The sequence below is a fragment of the Olivibacter sp. 47 genome (genome assembly GCF_030372825.1).
Lineage (GTDB): Bacteria > Bacteroidota > Bacteroidia > Sphingobacteriales > Sphingobacteriaceae > Olivibacter > Olivibacter oleidegradans.
The window spans coordinates 4,693,361-4,711,417 of record NZ_JAUCNR010000001.1; the positions used below are offsets into that span (position 1 = coordinate 4,693,361).

General features: G+C 40.8%; 13 protein-coding genes and 1 pseudogene. 13 read left to right on the forward strand and 1 reads right to left on the reverse strand.

The window, feature by feature from the left end; genetic code table 11:
- Nucleotides 1-2: 2 nt before the first annotated feature.
- From QT327_RS20415 to QT327_RS20465, 11 genes and pseudogenes are all read left to right on the forward strand, one after another.
- Nucleotides 3-1,265, forward strand: coding sequence for a WcaI family glycosyltransferase (locus QT327_RS20415; RefSeq protein ID WP_130856140.1), 1,263 nt, complete (start codon nucleotides 3-5; stop codon nucleotides 1,263-1,265).
- Complete coding sequence (locus QT327_RS20420; RefSeq protein WP_130856141.1) at nucleotides 1,250-2,692, forward strand: capsule assembly Wzi family protein; 1,443 nt, start codon at nucleotides 1,250-1,252, stop codon at nucleotides 2,690-2,692. The genes QT327_RS20415 and QT327_RS20420 overlap by 16 nt, the downstream gene beginning before the upstream one ends.
- A 14-nt stretch (nucleotides 2,693-2,706) precedes the next feature.
- Nucleotides 2,707-3,519 carry a polysaccharide biosynthesis/export family protein gene (locus QT327_RS20425; RefSeq protein WP_289553893.1) on the forward strand — a complete coding sequence of 271 codons (813 nt, stop codon included), beginning with the start codon at nucleotides 2,707-2,709 and terminating at the stop codon, nucleotides 3,517-3,519.
- Between the two features lie 87 nt (nucleotides 3,520-3,606).
- Nucleotides 3,607-3,846 (forward strand): annotated as a pseudogene (locus QT327_RS20430) (Wzz/FepE/Etk N-terminal domain-containing protein); the annotation flags it as partial.
- Nucleotides 3,847-4,248: 402 nt separating this feature from the next.
- Nucleotides 4,249-5,907, forward strand: coding sequence for a GumC family protein (locus QT327_RS20435; protein WP_354004828.1), 1,659 nt, complete (start codon nucleotides 4,249-4,251; stop codon nucleotides 5,905-5,907).
- A gap of 34 nt (nucleotides 5,908-5,941) precedes the next feature.
- Entirely contained in the window at nucleotides 5,942-7,333 is a 1,392-nt protein-coding gene (locus tag QT327_RS20440) for a UDP-glucose 6-dehydrogenase (protein ID WP_149105275.1), read from the forward strand.
- Between the two features lie 743 nt (nucleotides 7,334-8,076).
- Nucleotides 8,077-8,835, forward strand: coding sequence for a LamG-like jellyroll fold domain-containing protein (locus tag QT327_RS20445; protein ID WP_130856144.1), 759 nt, complete (start codon nucleotides 8,077-8,079; stop codon nucleotides 8,833-8,835).
- A 311-nt stretch (nucleotides 8,836-9,146) separates the two neighbouring features.
- The gene (locus tag QT327_RS20450; protein WP_165446971.1) at nucleotides 9,147-9,713 is read left to right on the forward strand and encodes an RNA polymerase sigma factor; all 567 of its coding nucleotides are present in this window, start codon (nucleotides 9,147-9,149) and stop codon (nucleotides 9,711-9,713) included.
- Between the two features lie 76 nt (nucleotides 9,714-9,789).
- On the forward strand, nucleotides 9,790-10,992 hold the full coding sequence (locus tag QT327_RS20455) for a FecR family protein (RefSeq protein WP_130856146.1): 1,203 nt from the start codon (nucleotides 9,790-9,792) through the stop codon (nucleotides 10,990-10,992).
- A 125-nt stretch (nucleotides 10,993-11,117) separates the two neighbouring features.
- Nucleotides 11,118-14,381 carry a SusC/RagA family TonB-linked outer membrane protein gene (locus tag QT327_RS20460; protein WP_207303755.1) on the forward strand — a complete coding sequence of 1,088 codons (3,264 nt, stop codon included), beginning with the start codon at nucleotides 11,118-11,120 and terminating at the stop codon, nucleotides 14,379-14,381.
- 31 nt (nucleotides 14,382-14,412) lie between these two features.
- Nucleotides 14,413-16,011, forward strand: coding sequence for a RagB/SusD family nutrient uptake outer membrane protein (locus tag QT327_RS20465; RefSeq protein ID WP_130856147.1), 1,599 nt, complete (start codon nucleotides 14,413-14,415; stop codon nucleotides 16,009-16,011).
- 73 nt (nucleotides 16,012-16,084) lie between these two features.
- Here QT327_RS20465 and QT327_RS20470 read toward each other — a convergent pair whose 3' ends face one another.
- Complete coding sequence (locus tag QT327_RS20470) at nucleotides 16,085-16,444, reverse strand: hypothetical protein (RefSeq protein ID WP_130856148.1); 360 nt, start codon at nucleotides 16,442-16,444, stop codon at nucleotides 16,085-16,087.
- Between the two features lie 204 nt (nucleotides 16,445-16,648).
- Between QT327_RS20470 and QT327_RS20475 the strand changes: the two genes are divergently transcribed.
- Both QT327_RS20475 and QT327_RS20480 read left to right on the forward strand, forming a co-directional pair.
- A complete protein-coding gene (locus tag QT327_RS20475; RefSeq protein WP_041387246.1) occupies nucleotides 16,649-17,311 on the forward strand; it encodes an HAD family hydrolase in 663 nt (220 codons plus the stop codon).
- 168 nt (nucleotides 17,312-17,479) lie between these two features.
- Entirely contained in the window at nucleotides 17,480-18,040 is a 561-nt protein-coding gene (locus QT327_RS20480; protein ID WP_130856149.1) for an RNA polymerase sigma-70 factor, read from the forward strand.
- Nucleotides 18,041-18,057: the final 17 nt, after the last annotated feature.

Genomic DNA, 18,057 nt, shown 5'->3' on the forward strand with positions numbered 1-18,057 from the left:
CTATGAAGATATTAATATTTGGTATCAATTATTACCCTGAGCTTACCGGTATTGGAAAATATACCGGTGAAATGGGTGCTTGGTTAGCTGCTCAGGGGCATGAGGTTGCTGTAGTAACGGCACCTCCCTATTATCCGGAATGGGATATCCATCCAGCCTACAAAGGAAAAAAATGGTTCAAAGAGATTATTGATGGTGTAACCGTTTACCGAGTACCTTTATATGTGCCAAAAGAGGTTACCTCAAAGAAACGCATTCTGCATGAATTTTCTTTTTTAGGTTCAGTATTGCCAAAATGGTTTGGTTTACTGTTAAAGAAAAAGTATGATGTGGTCATCAATATTAACCCACCATTTCATTTGGGCTTCTTTGCGTTATTGTATGCGAAAATAAAGAAAGCACGCTTATTGACACATATTCAGGATCTGCAAATCGATGCTGCGAAAGATCTTGGTATGATCCGTAATAAGCGCTTATTGGATTGGATGTTTAAATCTGAACGTTATCTTCTTAATAGCAGTCATGCGGTATCCTCCATTAGCTTAGGCATGCAGCGAAAGATCCTTGCAAAAGGCGTCCCGAAAGAAAAATTTATTATGTTTCCCAATTGGGTAGACGAAACGGCTATCAAACCGCTGTCGATAAACGAGTCGTTGCGTAAGGAATGGAATATTCCAATGGATGATAAGGTTATTCTATACGCCGGAAATTTAGGAGAAAAGCAGGGGCTGGAAGTTATTATTGAGGCTGCGGAAGCATTTAAGCAAAACCATTTTATTCGTTTTTTGATCGTCGGATCAGGTGGTAATAAGGAAAATTTGCAAAAGGCGGTAAGCGAGAGAGGTCTGAACAATGTGTTCTTTTATCCGCTGCAACCGTACGAAAAATTAAGCGCTTTATTAGCTACAGCTGATATTCACTTAGTATTGCAGAAAAAATCGGCCGCCGATTTGGTTATGCCGAGCAAGTTGACGGGTATATTTTCTGCAGGTGGTTGCGCTTTGGTAACCGCCATGCCTAACACCTCCCTATATGACATCGTGGACCAAGGTAGATTGGGCGTGTTGGTAGAACCCGAATCGACCCAAGCACTCGTAGACGGTTTGAATAGGATGTTGAGTGAAGATTTAGCAAGTTATCGTAACGCTGCTCGAGAGTATGCGATGCAACATCTTTCGAAGGAAAGGATTATGCGAAACTTTGAGGATCGCTTATTGGAAATGATCGGTGTAAAAGAAAGGACTAAAAAATGGCATTACGCTTAATTTTTTTATTGATAGTTTGCATGGGATGTATTGGAATAGTGGCGGCGCAGGATTCAGTAAAGCGTTGGCAAGATTCACTAAAACTTTCTGTGGGTACGATAACGACGGTAGCCTCGAAAGATTTTTTACCACTATGGTTAGTTGCAAACCGATACGGAACGATTAAGGATAGGCAAAGTGATGTTTCGACAAATGTCTACCTCGCTAACGAACATGCGTCAAAAAATGGGGATTTTCGAGTGAATTATACCTTAGATGTCTATAATCATAATCATTTTGAGGGTTTTACGATTGTAGAAGGAAATGTGAAAGTTAATTATAAGGGTTGGGAGCTTCGGGGAGGAAGATATCGTGAAGTACTTGGGGAGGTCGACCCGACGCTTTCGACAGGCTCTTTGGGACTGAGTGCTAATGCCTTACCTATTCCAAAAATCGGTATTGCAGTGCCTGCGTATAAAGAAATTCCCTTTACTAACGGATGGGTACAATTTAAAGGTTTAATCAGTCACGGTTGGATGGGGAAAGATCGTTACTACGAATCCTATTTACACGAAAAGGCATTTTATTTACGCGTTGGTAGAGGAAAATTGAAATTATTTGGTGGGGTTGTTCACTTTGGTGAATGGGGTGGAAAGAGGGGAAGGTTTTCATTAGATAGAAGCTGGAAGGGCTTTTGGGATGTTTTCCTTGTAAAAGAGGCAAATGATGGCAGTTTACCATCAAATAGTATACTGCGCCCCAATCGTGCAGGAGACCAGCGTGGAACGCTGGAAGGTGGTTTCGATTTGGAAAGTGGTTATGGTTATTGGCATTTTTATAATCAGCTATTTTTTGAAAGTGGTACGGGTATCGATATCCGTAACATCGACCGCCTTGCTGGCCTTAGCTTAACTTTTAAAGAACCGAAATGGAAAATAAGAAAGGTGCTCGTTGAGTTTATCCATACCAAACAGATGGAAGACTATGGAAAGGAACAGCAAAGCTATTACAACAATGGAATCTATAAAACCGGTTGGGAATATAAAGATATGATCATTGGAACCCCCTTGTTTCTGAACCGGGTAAGAGGGAGTCATTTTCTGCCTGTGAAACCCTTTAACTGGCAGCAAGACGAAGGTCGTGAAGGAAGGATTATGGGGAAGGCAAACATTATTAGTAACCGCGTAGTAGGTGGGCATCTGGGAATTGAGTATGCACCTTTCAAGCACTTTAGCTTCAAAACGCTTCTCACTTATAACGTGCACTTCATGGGGGCTACAGCGATCGAAAAGTATGTAAATAGTACATATAAGCAGTTTTACAGTTTACAAAGTGTAAGCTATGTTTTGAATAGAAAGTGGTGGATTAACGGCGAAATCGCTTGGGATGCCGGTGATTTTTACGACAATGTAGGCTTTAGCCTTGGTGTTAGCTATCGTATTTTTTAACGCTCGATTACGCAATGAATAAAATAATTAATCAGGATAAGAAGATATATAATGAAAAAATGCGCATTGGTTTTTTTTTAGTGTTAATAGCGTTTTTGGCAACTGCTTGCCAGAGTAATAAGACCATTCCTTATTTTAAAAATATTCCTAAGACAGAATATAATAAGATCGAACAAGCAGCATATACAGAACTGAAAATAAAAGAAGATGACATCTTGGATATTACCATACAAACTGCCGATGTCAACGCTGCTTCACAAGTGAACGATGCCGCAACTAATAATAGCATAGCGAGCCCCGGAAGTGGTCAACAACGAGCAACAGGATTTGTGGTAGATAAAGAGGGAGAAGTAGAATTGCCCGTATTGGGAAGGATTAAACTAGAAGGATTAACCAGTTATGAAGCACGTAATCTAATTCGTAAAAAGGCTAACGAATATTTTGTGGATCCAACTGTGCAGGTTCGCTTTGTTAATTTTAAGGTAACTGTAATCGGAGAGGTAAACCGACCTTCGAGCTATACGATGCCATCAGAGCGAGTAACAATTTTAGATGCGATTGGCTTAGCTGGAGATTTGACTATATATGGGAAGAGGGAGAATGTGCTATTGATACGTGAGACGAATACCGGGAAGGAACTCGTGCAGTTTAATTTAAACGATTCGCAATTATTTAAATCGCCTTATTACTACTTAAAGCAAAATGATATTATTTACGTGGAACCTAGTAAGGGTAAAATAGCTGCTGCTGAATCTTCTCGCTTCAGTGTGATAGCCATCATTGCATCATTATTATCCACTGCGGCACTTATTATAACACGACTCTAATTGAACCCGATCAATGAATACATATAATATGGAAGTAACATCTCAATCGAAGCGAAAGTCTGCATTCAGCTATAAAGATTATTACTACGTTTAATAAGATTATGGCCGTTATTTCTTTTGAGTTTACTACTGTGCTTTGTGGCAGGCTATGTATATCTCCGGTATTACACCACCCCTTTGTATCATGTAGCAGCAAAAATACTGATCGAAGATGACCAGCAATCCACCCCTTCGGCAGCTCAATTAAATCTTGAGAGCTTACTTGGAACTACAAGTGGTGTAGACAATCAATCGGAGATTCTGAAAATACGTTCATTGATGGAGGCACTCGTAAGGGACTTTAAACTTAATATTATGTGGTTTAAGGAAGAGCCCTTGCGCGATGTAGAAGTTTTTGAAGGGCCTTACAAGCTCGTTTTCAACGGCGTAACTGACACCATTAGTCGGGCTTTACTGCTTACTATGCAGCCTTATGACAGTGCCTTTTTCAATCTATCTTACGAAAGTAATGGAGAACAAAAGATTCTACAGAAGATCCCTTTCAATAGTCCATTCGAATTAGCAGGTTATGGCTCCTTCACTATGGAGAAAAATGGCGAATCCAAAGCGGCGGTAGAAGACGTAGAATACAAGATTAAGGTTTTGCCTTTTGATGATGCGGTTTCTTCGTTACGATCAACCATTACAACGAATATTAGTAATAAGCTAACCACAATTATTGATTTACAGATGGATTGCGCCCTTAAATCCAAAGGAGAGTATGTGCTAAATCGTTACATCGATCAATATATTAAGCAGAATATTCAGAACAAAAGCCGAATAGCAGATAGTACGATTTCCTTTATTGACCAACGCATTATTTTGGTAAACACAGAGTTGACGAGTATTGAACAAAAAATTCAACAATTTATGCAAGGGCAGGGTTTGACTAACATATCGGCGCAATCTCAACTTATGCTTCAGAGCAATAAAGAATATGGACAACAGCTAGATGATGTGCAAATACGGATGGAAGTAATGGATGCAGTAGATTCATTACTTAACGTACCCGGAAGCAAAAGCTTGATATCCGGCAATGTATTGAGTAATGGGCAATCGTCAGACCAGGCGTTTAACGCGCTGATTTCGAATTATAATGGACTCATTCTAGAACGCGATCGCTTACTGATGGGATATCGACCGAACAATCCGATTATAAAAAATGTAGATCAGCGGATTACTTCAGTAAAGGAAAATATTTTTGATTACATCAAGAACACGAGACGTTCTCTGGAAATCAATAAGCAGGAAATTGAGCGCAGCACACGATCGATTCGTGGCGATATACGACAGGTACCCGCGCAGGAGCGTGCTTTTCTCGACTTGTCGAGACAGCAACAGTTAAAGCAGGAACTCTATTTGTTTTTGTTGCAAAAGCGGGAAGAGACCGCTTTAGGGAACACATCCAGTATTGCGGGGATTACCATCTTAGATCGGCCTAAGGCAGATAAACAACCTTTTAGTCCAAAGTCAACCTTTGTTTATCTAGGTTGTTTTGTTGTGGCCCTTTTAATTCCTACAGGCAAGATTTTCTTGGAAGATAGTTTGAATACACGGGTGCAGAGTCGTAAGGATATTGAAGAGCGGACTTCGGCGCCTGTTATAGCGGAACTTAGTCATAATACGTCGGGGATCGATTTGTTGGAATTCAGTTCCTCACGTTCGATATTGGCCGAGCAATTTAGAGGGCTACGTACCAATATTCAATTCCTTTTGGCAGAAGACGAGCGTAAGGTAGTGCTCCTGTCTTCCGGTATGCCGGGAGAAGGAAAATCTTTTATTTCGCTAAACTTAGCCAGTGTCTTCGCCCAGTCGGATAAAAAAGTTCTACTCATGGAATTTGACCTCCGTAAGCCAAAATTGTCTAAAACTTATCAGACGCAAGTTGGGCAAAAAGGGATATCCAATTTTATGGTAAATAAGGAGTTGACGCTTGACGATATTGCGCGACCGGTGGATAGTACCGGGAATGTTTATTTTGTGCCATGCGGGCCGATACCTCCCAATCCGTCCGAATTGATTATGCAAGCACGTACCAAAGAGTTGTTTAGAGTCGCACGAGAACGATTTGATATTATTATTATTGATGCACCACCGATTGGTGCGGTGACAGATGCCCAGCTGCTCAGTAACTACGCTGACTTATTTGTGTTCGTGACGCGTGCTCATTACACACCATATAACCTACTTGCGTTACCGGAAGATATGAAAAGGGAAAGAAGGCTGGGAAATTACGCTATCGTCCTCAATGATGTGCGAAAGAGGGGGAATGGTTATAGCTACTATGGATATGCTTATGGAAGTTATGGTCAAGAGGAGCAATCAAATAAGTGGTGGAAGAAGAAGTAAACAGCAAAGAACCTTAACTTATAAAGAATAATCAATGAACATCACAAAAATCTGCTGCATAGGTGCCGGTTATGTTGGCGGCCCAACCATGGCGGTCATCGCCAAACAATGTCCGGATATTCAGGTTACGGTAGTGGATCTGAATGAATCACGTATTAATAAATGGAACGATCCTAATGTGGAAAATATACCGGTATATGAGCCGGGATTAAGTGGAATAGTGGCGGAAGCGCGTGGTCGGAATCTTTTTTTTACAACGGAGGTCGATCGTGCTATTAAAGAGGCCGACATGATTTTTATTTCGGTGAACACACCAACTAAGACTTACGGAGCAGGTAAGGGGCAGGCCGCAGATTTAAAATGGATTGAGCTTTGTGCCCGACAAATCGCTCGCGTAAGCACAAGTGATAAAATTGTGGTAGAGAAATCAACTTTGCCCGTCCGTACAGCTAGCACTTTGAAGGATATCCTAAAACACACCGGGAATAATGTCAAATTCCAGATACTCTCTAACCCGGAATTTTTAGCAGAGGGCACCGCTGTTGATGACTTGCTAACACCCGATCGCGTGCTGATTGGCGGTGATCAAGATGCGGAAGGGAAACAAGCTATAGAAGCACTTGTGAACATATATGCGCGGTGGGTGCCCAAAGAGCGGATTCTAACGACAAATGTATGGTCTTCTGAGCTGTCGAAGCTTACTGCCAATGCTTTCTTGGCTCAACGTGTATCATCTATTAATGCTTTATCTGAACTGTGCGAATTTACAGAAGCCAATATTGGAGAGGTTGCCCGCGCTATCGGAACGGATAGTAGAATTGGTCCAAAATTTTTAAAAGCTTCCGTAGGGTTTGGAGGCTCCTGCTTTCAAAAAGATATTCTCAATTTGGTATATATAGCCAGAAGTTATGGCTTAAATGAGGTTGCCGATTATTGGGAACAGGTGATTATTATGAATGATCATCAAAAGAGGCGTTTTGCCAATAAGATTATCAAGACGCTTTATAATACAGTGAACGGAAAAAAGATCGCTTTTTTAGGTTGGGCCTTCAAGAAAGACACAAACGATACACGCGAGTCTGCCGCTATCTACGTCGCAGATCATTTACTTTATGAGCAAGCAAAGATTGCCGTGTATGATCCGAAGGTTTCTGCCGATCAAATGTATGCCGATTTAGATTATCTAAATACCAGAACTGTAGAAGAAAACCAGCTGCTTGTTGATGTAGTACAAGATCCTTATGAAGCCTGTCAAGATGCACATGCAGTAGCTATACTGACAGAATGGGATGAATTCAAGGATTATGATTGGCAAAAAATTTATGATGCAATGCTTAAACCTGCGCATATATTTGACGGACGGAATATTTTAGATAAGGGGCAGCTGGAGCGTATAGGGTTTAAAGTGAGCGCTATCGGAAGCTGATTTTATTTCATTTACTTCATCTGTAATTTTTTGCAATGTAGCAATCTACCTTCCTGGATCAGGTTGGTATGGTGTTAATCGTGTTGAGATATCTCACTTCGGTGATAATGGTGTATTTCTCAATATTGCACATTATAATTGTGTATTTGTGATATAATGATTAGTTTAGCACTAAGTTTTGTTTGTTGCATATTTGGTATTGTCATTTGATTTGAAACGTTTTTGCGTTGACTGAGTTTGGTTGTCTTTTGACAGTCATGTGATGCGATACAGTATATAACGAACGGACATTTCAGAAGGATAACACCCTTCGCTCCCTAACTTAATCTTTTATTTTAAATACATCAACCATGCAACAGGTTGCAACCTTCGCAAGCGAAGCAAAATGTCCTAGGTGTGGCGCGGTTACGGATTATCGTATACCCCGCAACAGATTTGTGAAGCTATTTCTGCCTTTTTACAAGAGAAAATTTTGGTGCCCTAAATGTTCTAATCACTTTTATACACTAAAATAATCGAGCACAAAGGTCGATTTGACAATACCTACATGCACCGGACTGTGCATATTTTTCATTTATTTCTTAAAAGGCGTGTATTGATCAACGCTTCTGCACAATTATTGCCAACCGACAAAATCTGCTGAGGTTGTGGTTGGCTTTTTGTGCGAATTAAACGCTCTCCCGCGTTAAAGGCTATCCTATTAAACAGGGTGTAGCAACACAATTATAGATACAAATAATTTTATGAAAAGCTATCGCTATTTTGTATGGTTGCTGAACGTGTTGTTCGTAACCCTACTGATCAACAGTTGCGACAAGGGAAATGGAGACATGGATCCCGTTGTTGATCTTGACAGCGGCTTGGTTTACTACTTTCCGTTTAGCGGAAACAGCATAGATCAAGTCAGTAATGAAACTTATGACATCAAAGAGGCCACTTTTGGTGCCGATCGTTTTAATGTACCCAATAAGGCGCTAAGAATGGTAAATAATGGTTTGTATGGACAAGGCATGGATATAGGAGCAGGATTGGGTGAAGCTGAAGGAAGTTTAGCCTTTTGGATCAATCTGGATGATCTTGAAAAGCTTCATCCGTTGTTTATAAAAGCTTATTTCCATAACTTCAGTGCTCGGGAATATAATATGTTTATAAACCCCGATAGCACCATGACACTCTATTGGACAAATGAAAATATTTGGCCGACGACACCGAAGGTCATTAAGTGCCAACAATGGCAGCATATCGTTGTCCGCTGGTCGAAGAACAAGTCGGTACTTGAAGTTTTAGTTGATGGCAATATTGTTTTAACTAATTATTATCAGAGCGATCGAATACTAGACCCTCAGGAACCACCTCAGAAAATGGGTTATAGTTATAATTATGAGGGGTCGCATACAGGTTCATCTAATTATTTTCGTGGTAGAATTGATGAAATACGAAAATACAACCGTTGGCTTAGAGACGCAGAAGTGGATGCATTAATTGATCAAAATCAGACATAAGAGCGTATCATGTAGGATAGTCTTAAAAGGTTCTGCTTCAAAAGTAGAACCTTTTTGCTATATATACCTAGCCAAGTACGCAATAATCTATCGTTGGTGTTTTCTCCGAGCGGATGGACGTGAGATATTAAGGTTATCAATTAAAGTCCAAGTGAATTTTAATAGCGATTGCTTTGTAGGTAAGCAATTCCCTTCAACGAAACGTTTCGAAATAAAAGGAAAGTTTTGATAATAAAAAAATATCCGCTAATTTGTGCTGACTAATTAATTATTGATGATCGATTATGCCTGTGCCGCCAATAATAGATCCGTTGACTATCCGGAAGCTTCGTGACGGAAATGAACAGGCTTTTCAGCTCATTTATCAACAGTGTCATCAATCCGTATTTCGCTTTGCCTATGCGTTTCTTAAAGATATTGAGTTAAGTAAAGAAGTGACCCAAGAAACCTTTTTAAATTTATGGATTCACAGAAACGATTTGTCGGACGAGTTACCACTATATCCTTATATTTTTGCCAAAGCACGGAACTTGACAATTGATGCCTTCAGACGATCTACGGTTGTAGTACGAATGCAGGAAGAAGCGACAAAATTTTCGATACACCTAAGCACAGAAACAGAGGATACAATCTTACTGAATGATCTACGACAGATCACGCAACAGGCGTTAGATAGATTGCCTAAACAACAAAAACTGGTGTTTGAACTTAGTAGAACCGAAGGGCTCTCTTATGAGGAAATTGCCAGTGAACTACGGATATCTAAAAATACCGTAAAATATCACTTGGTATGCGCCTTAAAAAACCTGCGATTATATTTGGCACAACATGACATCTTTTACTCGGTTTTGATTGTCTATCTTTTGTGGCGAAAATAATTTTTTTAATCTTACCCTACCCTCTTTCGGCTTTCATGCGTTTACCCTTACAATAGTATCATTTTTATATAGTTTAATGACGAAAGATCGCTTGCTGCTCTTACTTACGGCCTATTTAGAAGACAATTTACTTCCGGAAGACTATCGGGTTTTAGTGGACTATCTTCACGAAAAGGGGCACGAACAAGTGTTAGACGAGGCTATAGTAAGCATTATGGATGAGCTTGACCTGACGACAGATATGCCGATCCCCAGTGATGAGATTTATCAGGGAATCATTCAGGATAGTCGTTTTAAAGAATCGGCGCACCTATCTTTTCAAAGGAAGCGGCACCCTAAGAAACGACCATGGCTTCTAGTTGCGACGGCTGCTATTGGTTTGATTTTGGTCTTGTTTGGCGGATGGTTTTTAAGTTATGTTAATAATGGTTCAACGAATTGGCAAACTTCAAGTGTTGCGTCAAGTAATATTACTCCCGGCGGAAAGAAAGCAATTTTAACATTGGCAGATGGTACCTGTATTGCGCTGGATAGCACGGCTAATAAAGAGGTAGCTGTGCAGGGAAACATGCATATACGCGCTACCCGGGGAAGATTGATTTACGCGTCTGATGTTAAAAAAAGCAAAGAAAGTAATCAAGAGCTTTTGAATACCATCGCTACACCAACTGGCGGTGAATATCAGGTTGTATTGCCGGATGGTACGAAGGTGTGGCTAAACAGTGCTTCTTCCATTAGTTATCCACTTGTTTTTAGTGAAAACGAAAGGAGACTATCCATGAAAGGAGAGGTTTATTTTGAAGTAGCCGCCGATAAGAGTAATCCCTTCGTTGTTGATGTAGCAGGTGTACAAATTGATGTGTTGGGGACGCATTTTAATGTCTGTGCTTACGCCGATGATAAGCTGATAAAAACGACGTTGGTACAAGGGAGTGTGCAGGTTAGAAGAGGAGAGGAACGACATCTTCTAAAACCGGGGCAGCAGGCGCAGACCAGTTTAACAGCCGAAAAAACGGAAATAGTATCCGTTGATTTGGAAGAAACATTAGCTTGGAAGAATGGCAATTTTTTCTTTAACAGTGAACCCTTGGAGCGTGTAATGAAAAAAATCAGTAGATGGTATGATGTAGAAATCGAATATAAAGGGAACTTTGAAGGGAAACGATTGGATGGGACCATCTCCAAAGCAGAGGATATCCGACAATTACTTGCCGGGTTTGAAAAAACGAAAATAGCACGTTTCACCATTAAAGGAAGGAGGGTAATCGTTATGAATTAAGCTAACCTAAATGGTGCGAAGGTAAGGAGATCAGGAGCGCACCACCGCCCCTGATCGTGCGACCTGTCGCCGCCATGTTCATCAATTTAAGTTTAAGGACCTAATATTAATAAACCTGTACTCAAATGTATAAAAATTATACTGCATTTGTTTGCGCTATTGCTATGCGCAAACGATTTAGACTTTTCCTGATTATGAAGGGGATTATGATCCTAGTGTTCCTCGCCCTCCACGCTCAAGCTGCGATCTATGGACAAAGCATTAATCTCAATCGAAAAAACGCCCTTTTAAAAGATGTATTTCGAGAAATCCGTAGGCAGAGCGGCTACAACATTTTAATTGATGCTAATTTGTTGGAGAAAACCCGACCTTTTAACGTAACACTTTCGAAAAAAAATATAAACGAAACGATGCAGCAAGTGCTGCAAGGGCAGGGGCTATCATATGAGATTATGCAGAAAAACATCATCGTATCGAAAATTGAAACAACGTATATATCACTTCTTGATAATAAGAATAGCTCAAAGAAGAGACAAAGCATGGTTGATGGTACGGTACGTGATGCAAAGGGAAAACCTTTATCAGGAGTGACGATTGTAGTAAAGGGCTCGAATATCGGTGTGATTTCCGATGAGGACGGTAAATATAGGATAGAAGTTCCGAGTGATGCAACACTCATATTTAGCATATTGGGCTTTGCTTCCGTGGAAGTGAACACGAAAGGCCGCATCAAAGTGGACGTGGTGATGGAGGAAGAGGATAAACAAATGGAGGAAGTGGTGATAACCGGTTACAGTACGATTGAGAAGAGACATATCGCGTCATCTGTTGCCGAATTGAATATGGATAGAGCAACCAATAGGCCTATTTTTAAATTGCAGGAGGCCTTCAGTGGTACTTTGCCGGGTGTTACTTTAATGCAAGGTAATAATATGCCGGGAAGTGTGCCGGGGACTATTTCCATTCGAGGGGTCGGTACTTTGCAAGGCGCCGAACCTTTGGTGATCGTAGATGGCATGGAGCAGAGCCTGACCGACCTTGATCCCAATCAGATTAAAAGCATCAACGTCCTAAAAGATGCTGCTTCAGCTTCTTTATATGGATCGCGTGGTGCCAATGGAGTTATCATTATTGAAACGAAACGAGGCCAAACCGGTCAGTTTAAGGTCGACCTACATTCTTGGACCTCATTCAATGAGCCTATTGATAAACCCAATTTTGTAAGGGCAGCGGATTATATGCGCTTAAATAATGAGGCCCATCGGGCACAGGGGCAATCGCTGCTTTTTACAGATGAGCAAATTGCCTTAGCTGATCAAGGGCAGTATACGGAAATAAACTGGTTGGACCAAGTCATGCAACAGCGGGCGCATGCACAGAACGTTACAGCCAGTATATCCGGTGGCGGAGGTGTAGGGACTTTTAATCTGATGCTCGGCTATATTAACGAAAGCGGCCTTAATCAGTACGAAGGGTCGGAGAAGTTTAGTGCCCGCTTTAATACCAATATCAATGTAGCAGACAAATTTGTGCTATTGGCTGATTTTTACGCACATCGCTTGCAAGTGGACCGGTTACAACTCAGCGATATTGATGATGATCCCAGTGGAAATTGGTTGTATGAGGATGCTTGGAAGATGAATCCAACTCAACCTGTTTTTTATGAGTCGGATAAACCGGAGCATTATATTTTACATAATAACCTAAACCCCTTGGCCTCTATTGCGCATGGAGGAAGAAGAAATAATATGTACGATGTAAGCACGATCAACTTGCGACCCAAGTATTTTTTGAAAAGTAATTTGTTTTTGGAAGGAAATGTTTCTTATACCATTAATAAGTCGGCGAGCAAAATTAAGCGCTCTACTTTTATGTTTTATGATGGAGACGGTAAACCTGCAGCCACCTGGGCCAATTATGTTGGCGCAAAACAGGGCGTAAGTGTGAGCCAACTTACCGCACGGGCGAATATTAATTACGAACAAGATCTAAGGGGGCAAAAGGATAAGCTCTATCTGATTGCAGGTTCAGAAATTATGAATTATAACTACACGGATTATAGGGAAGTTAGCAAGGCCTCTTTTTTTGGTAAGGTAAATTACGCTTTCGATAATCGTTATATCGTCGAGGTTACGGCCCGGGCGGATGGTAGCAGCAAGTTTGCTCCAGGGCATCGTTGGGGAATGTTCCCTTCTGCTGCTATCGCATGGAATGCCCAAAATGAAAAATTCTTTGACAATATACGTTCATCAGGAGCAATTACGAATCTCAAACTGCGGTTTTCATATGGACGCATTGGAAATGAAAATGTAGACCCCTATCTATGGCAGGAAAATGTAAATGATTGGGGTTGGACGATGCGTGTACCTAATCCCGAATTTTCCTGGGAAAAGCAAAAGCAATGGAACGTTGGGTTAGATTTGACTGCATTGAACGATCACCTTAGTTTAACAGCCGAAATTTACAATAAGCATTCATACGATCTTATCTATGGACGTTTTCCGGTGCCACCGCTTACAGGATCTAATAACCTCGAATCGGCTGTCAATATTGGCGAAGTTGAAAATAGGGGGTGGGAAATCAGCGCGCAATGGTCTGATAAATTAGGTGATTTTAGCTATACCATTGGAGGAATGTTGTTTGATAATCGTAATAAAGTCTTAAAAGCTGGATACGGAGCAAATGATACATTAATTTTTAAAGACAATGAGAATAAGATTTGGTATCCTGGAATCGCCTTAGATAATTATTACGGATACCGAAGCAACGGTTATTTTCAAAACCAGGAAGAGGTCAACAATACAACAGCTAAATTACCGAATACCCTGCCGGGAGACATCCGTTATATCGATCAAAATGGTGACGGTATCATCAACGAGATGGACCGGGTAGACTTGGGCGATCCTTTTCCGCACATGAACTATGCAATCAATATAGATCTGCGTTATAAGCGCTGGGATTTTACGGTGTTGGGACAAGGTGTAGGCAAGCGCACTGGATGGGTGAGCGGCTTGGAGGGCTATCCTGTACTAATGGATGGTACAAATAATAGCTTCGGCACACCTCGTCAGGAATACATGGATAACCGTTGGACGCCCGAAACACCGAATAGCCGGTTTCCGAGAGTATGGACCGGTGCCAGTTCTAATGCAGTACTCAGCGATGTTTGGCTAAGTAATGCGGCCTTCTTCCGTATCAAAATGATCCAACTGGGTTACACCATCCCTCGATTGGTTAAGGGAATTCAAAATGTGCGGATCTATCTAAATGCGCAGGATGCTTTCACCTTCACGAAATGGGAAGGTTTAGAACCAGAGAGGAACGGTGGTAATGGAAGTTATCCACGCATGGCTATTTATAGTATCGGCCTTCGTGCCACAATTCTGTGAGCGTTATTTCAATGACAACAAAAAATAAGAGATGAAAAGGAAATTATTTATACTGATTTTATTAAGTTATATAGCGTGTGGCTGCGAGAAATTTTTGGACAAAACGGATCCTACAGCAACAACGTTTCAAGAGTTCTTTGTAGATGAAGATGATTTACGCAGGGTGGTGTATAGCACTTACCTGGATGTTTTTACCAATCGGAGTGATCGTCGTTTATTGTCTTACATGAAAGATGCTCGATCGGATAATGCGTATAGTCGCGCCGAAAGTGACCATCATCAACGCATAGCGAACGGTACCTTTAACAGTAATACAAGGGCCTTTGAATACTATTGGACCATTCATATGAAGCATATCGGTCGGATAAATACGTATCTGGCAAATATCAATGTGCCTTATGTAGAGGACGAAGCGGTAAGGCAAAGATATAAAGCCATTTTGGAAGGCTTACGCATTTGGCATTATTTTGAAGCCGTTATGCGCTGGGGAGATATTCCGTTTGTGTTGGAACCAACTACGATTGAGGGATCCAAAGTAGCTCCTACCCCAAAGGCCCAAGTATTGGATAACTTATTCAGCATGGCTGTTGAGGTAGCGAATCGGTTGCCCGATAATGAATATACGACTAATAAATACATGTTTAATCGATACTCGTTTAAAGCCTTGATTATGCGCTATGCTTTATTCAACGAACGTTATGAATTAGCCGCCCAACTGGCAAAGGAGATCATGGATAGTGGTAAATATCAATTGTATAGCAGCTATCGCGATTTGTTTCAATACGAAGGTGATACAAAAAACAAGGAATTTATTCTTCATATGGAACGGGAGAGCGTGGGAAATGCAGCGACTTATTCATTCCGCGATCTTGGGCCACATTTCCGAACAGGGAATGGTCAATCATATGCAGTGCCTTTGAAATCGCTGGTAGATGCTTACTGGACCTTACAGGGACGTCCGATAGATCAATGTCCATTGCATACAAAAGAAGAATATGAACTCAATCCGGGGTTGAATCGGGATCCACGTTATGCTGCTAGTATTATGGGACCCGGTGATACTTTTTATGGAGAAAAAATTGATATCTACACGCCCGGCAATCCGATGTTCTATGAAAATCAACGCGCCAGTAAATCGGGGTATTGGTTTCGAAAGTTTGTATCGGAGGCCGATGCGTTTAGAGACGGAACCCTGACTTTCGGTTTAATTCGATACGCGGAGGTCCTACTAACTTATGCGGAAGCGAAAATTATGTTGGGTCAAATCGACGAGCTGGCGAAAAGCTGTATTAATCTGGTGCGTGAACGTGCGGGTTTAGACATGTCAGTAGCTAATGTAACTTTACCTGCCTACAGCGCTTATACACAACAACAATGGGTTGAATTACTCCGCAACGAACGACGCATTGAGTTTGCAGGAGAGGGGCTTCGTTATGAGGATATACTTCGTTGGCGCATTGCTGAGGAAGTATTGAGCCAGCCTGCACTCGGACACACACGTTTAGTGAATGGAAAAATGGTGTCGTTGAAAATCGAAGATCGTCACTTTGCACCACATAATTACTTGTGGCCTTTCCATCAAACGGTACTGAGGGTGGAGCCTAATTTAAAACAAAACCCAGGGTATTAACTTATATTGTAATAGATGAGAAGAAAATCTAGTCGATAAGGCTGGATTTTCTTCTCCAATTTAGAGCGATCTATTATAACCTTCGGATGCGGTTCATAATATTCTCCCGATGTTCCAGCATATCTTTCTCGTCTTTTTGAAGATATCGGAGCTGCTGTGCGCGATCTGTTTTGTCAGCACTATCTTCTTCTTCTTTTGATGGAAGATTTCCTAGGCTACGTACTTGATCGAGGTGTTGAAACAGATTGCTAAGTGCCCGATGAACGTTGCGAAGATATTTCTCGTTAATTGAATCGAGGTGTGAATTGGTTAATTCCCCTACGTCCTGAAAGGAAAGTTTCGTGATTTTATTGTTTGTAATTTGAGCAGAAAAATCTTGCGAACTTGGAAAATCCCAATGTAAATCGTGAACAGTAGTTGTTGTAATTTCCATAGTAAATGCGTTTAAAATCAATACTATCCATAATAGTACAATAGCCGTACCAAAGTACCTTTAGCGGGTATCAAATTAGGAACATATTGACGAGGGATTAATTATCCTAGTGTAATTTACAAAAGTTTTATTTAATAAGGTAAAACCCAGCTTTTCTTCGCATTTTGCATCAGCTATAGTGAAGAAATAAGTAAATGTAAAAATATGATGCTAAAAAAACCAAAAGCAGTGTTATTCGATTTAGACGGAACTTTAATAGATTCAGAGTGGTTTTACTATAAAGCTTGGAAAGCGGTGTTAGCCACTTACGGCTTTATACTGGAAAGTGAATTATGGCTTACATCGCTTGCCGGTAAAACAGATGTTCAGGCAATTGATGTGCTACAAAAACAATATAATTTCCAACCGGATGTTAATGAGTTCTTGTCAAAAGTAAAATCGAAAGTAGCACAGCAGTATGATGAAGAATTAGTACCATTGATGCCTGGGGCAAAAGAGCTGATTAGTTATCTGCATAAAGAAGAAATCGTGATCGCTCTTGTTACTTCCAGCAAGCGGGAAGTTGCTATTTACTATTTGGAAGCCCATGATTTGATGAAATATTTTAGGTGCTTAGTGACGCGTACGGAAGTTAAGAATACCAAGCCACATCCCGAGCCGTACCTTATGTGTGTAGAGCAATTAGGGGTAGACAAGCAGGATTGTCTGGTACTGGAAGATTCTGTAACGGGAACAACCGCGGCAAAGGCCGCCGGGTTGATGTGCTGGGGTGTACAGACACATGAGTCGATTCGCCAATCTTTACTAGTTGATCGTATGTTTGATAATCTTCACCAGGTATTGGAAGAGTTTTTAGCAGTTAGTTAGTAGTTAGCGGTTAGCTAATAGTTGTTAGTTATTGGTTTTTGGTTGTTAGCTTGGGAACTAAAGCCGAATTGCTGCTATCTTTTTCTGATTCCTATTTTATTTTATACCTTTACAGAAAGGGGCTTCTCAGTATACTCCTTTATTATCTAACCAATTATAAACATCGAAATGCATATCGGAGGTGGTCAATGCAATCTAGGTGACAATGCCGTTTTCGAACGGACGTATAAGACCTACTATGCCGCACTTCGTTTCTTTGCAACAAAATATGTGGGGGATGACGAAAGTGAAGATATTATCGAATCGCTATTTCTTCGTCTCTGGAAGCAGAAGAAGGTGTTAACAAATGAGACGCATCTGAAAGCGTTTCTATATCAAGCTACCCGAAATGCCTGCCTAGACTTTATCAAAACACAGGGACGAATACACAAAAGACATAGCGTTTGGCTTGATCAATGTGAAGAAGTTGAACAGGACTATCTCCATGATTTAATCCATACTGAGGTGTTGGCGGAATTATATAGAGCAATTCAGCATCTACCCTCTCAATGTAAGCATGTGATGCAATTAGGATTTGTAGAAGGCCTAACGAATGAAGAGATTGCTCAATCCTTGGATCTATCTGTACAGACGGTAAAAAACCACAAAGTAAGAGCTTTAAGAATGCTGAAAAAGCAATTTGCAGGAAGTGTTTCGGGGCTCTTATTCATTCACCTTTTTCTTTCTTAAAAAAATAAGTAATCGAA

What these genes read in the sequence shown, in the direction of transcription:
- QT327_RS20415 (WP_130856140.1), top strand. Translation starts at nt 3, where the DNA reads ATGAAGATATTAATATTTGGTATCAATTATTACCCTGAGCTTACCGGT.
- QT327_RS20420 (WP_130856141.1), top strand. Translation starts at nt 1,250, where the DNA reads ATGGCATTACGCTTAATTTTTTTATTGATAGTTTGCATGGGATGTATT.
- QT327_RS20425 (WP_289553893.1), top strand. Translation starts at nt 2,707, where the DNA reads ATGAATAAAATAATTAATCAGGATAAGAAGATATATAATGAAAAAATG.
- QT327_RS20435 (WP_354004828.1), top strand. Translation starts at nt 4,249, where the DNA reads ATGGATTGCGCCCTTAAATCCAAAGGAGAGTATGTGCTAAATCGTTAC.
- QT327_RS20440 (WP_149105275.1), top strand. Translation starts at nt 5,942, where the DNA reads ATGAACATCACAAAAATCTGCTGCATAGGTGCCGGTTATGTTGGCGGC.
- QT327_RS20445 (WP_130856144.1), top strand. Translation starts at nt 8,077, where the DNA reads ATGAAAAGCTATCGCTATTTTGTATGGTTGCTGAACGTGTTGTTCGTA.
- QT327_RS20455 (WP_130856146.1), top strand. Translation starts at nt 9,790, where the DNA reads ATGACGAAAGATCGCTTGCTGCTCTTACTTACGGCCTATTTAGAAGAC.
- QT327_RS20460 (WP_207303755.1), top strand. Translation starts at nt 11,118, where the DNA reads ATGTATAAAAATTATACTGCATTTGTTTGCGCTATTGCTATGCGCAAA.
- QT327_RS20465 (WP_130856147.1), top strand. Translation starts at nt 14,413, where the DNA reads ATGAAAAGGAAATTATTTATACTGATTTTATTAAGTTATATAGCGTGT.
- QT327_RS20470 (WP_130856148.1), bottom strand. Translation starts at nt 16,444, where the DNA reads ATGGAAATTACAACAACTACTGTTCACGATTTACATTGGGATTTTCCA.
- QT327_RS20475 (WP_041387246.1), top strand. Translation starts at nt 16,649, where the DNA reads ATGATGCTAAAAAAACCAAAAGCAGTGTTATTCGATTTAGACGGAACT.
- QT327_RS20480 (WP_130856149.1), top strand. Translation starts at nt 17,480, where the DNA reads ATGCATATCGGAGGTGGTCAATGCAATCTAGGTGACAATGCCGTTTTC.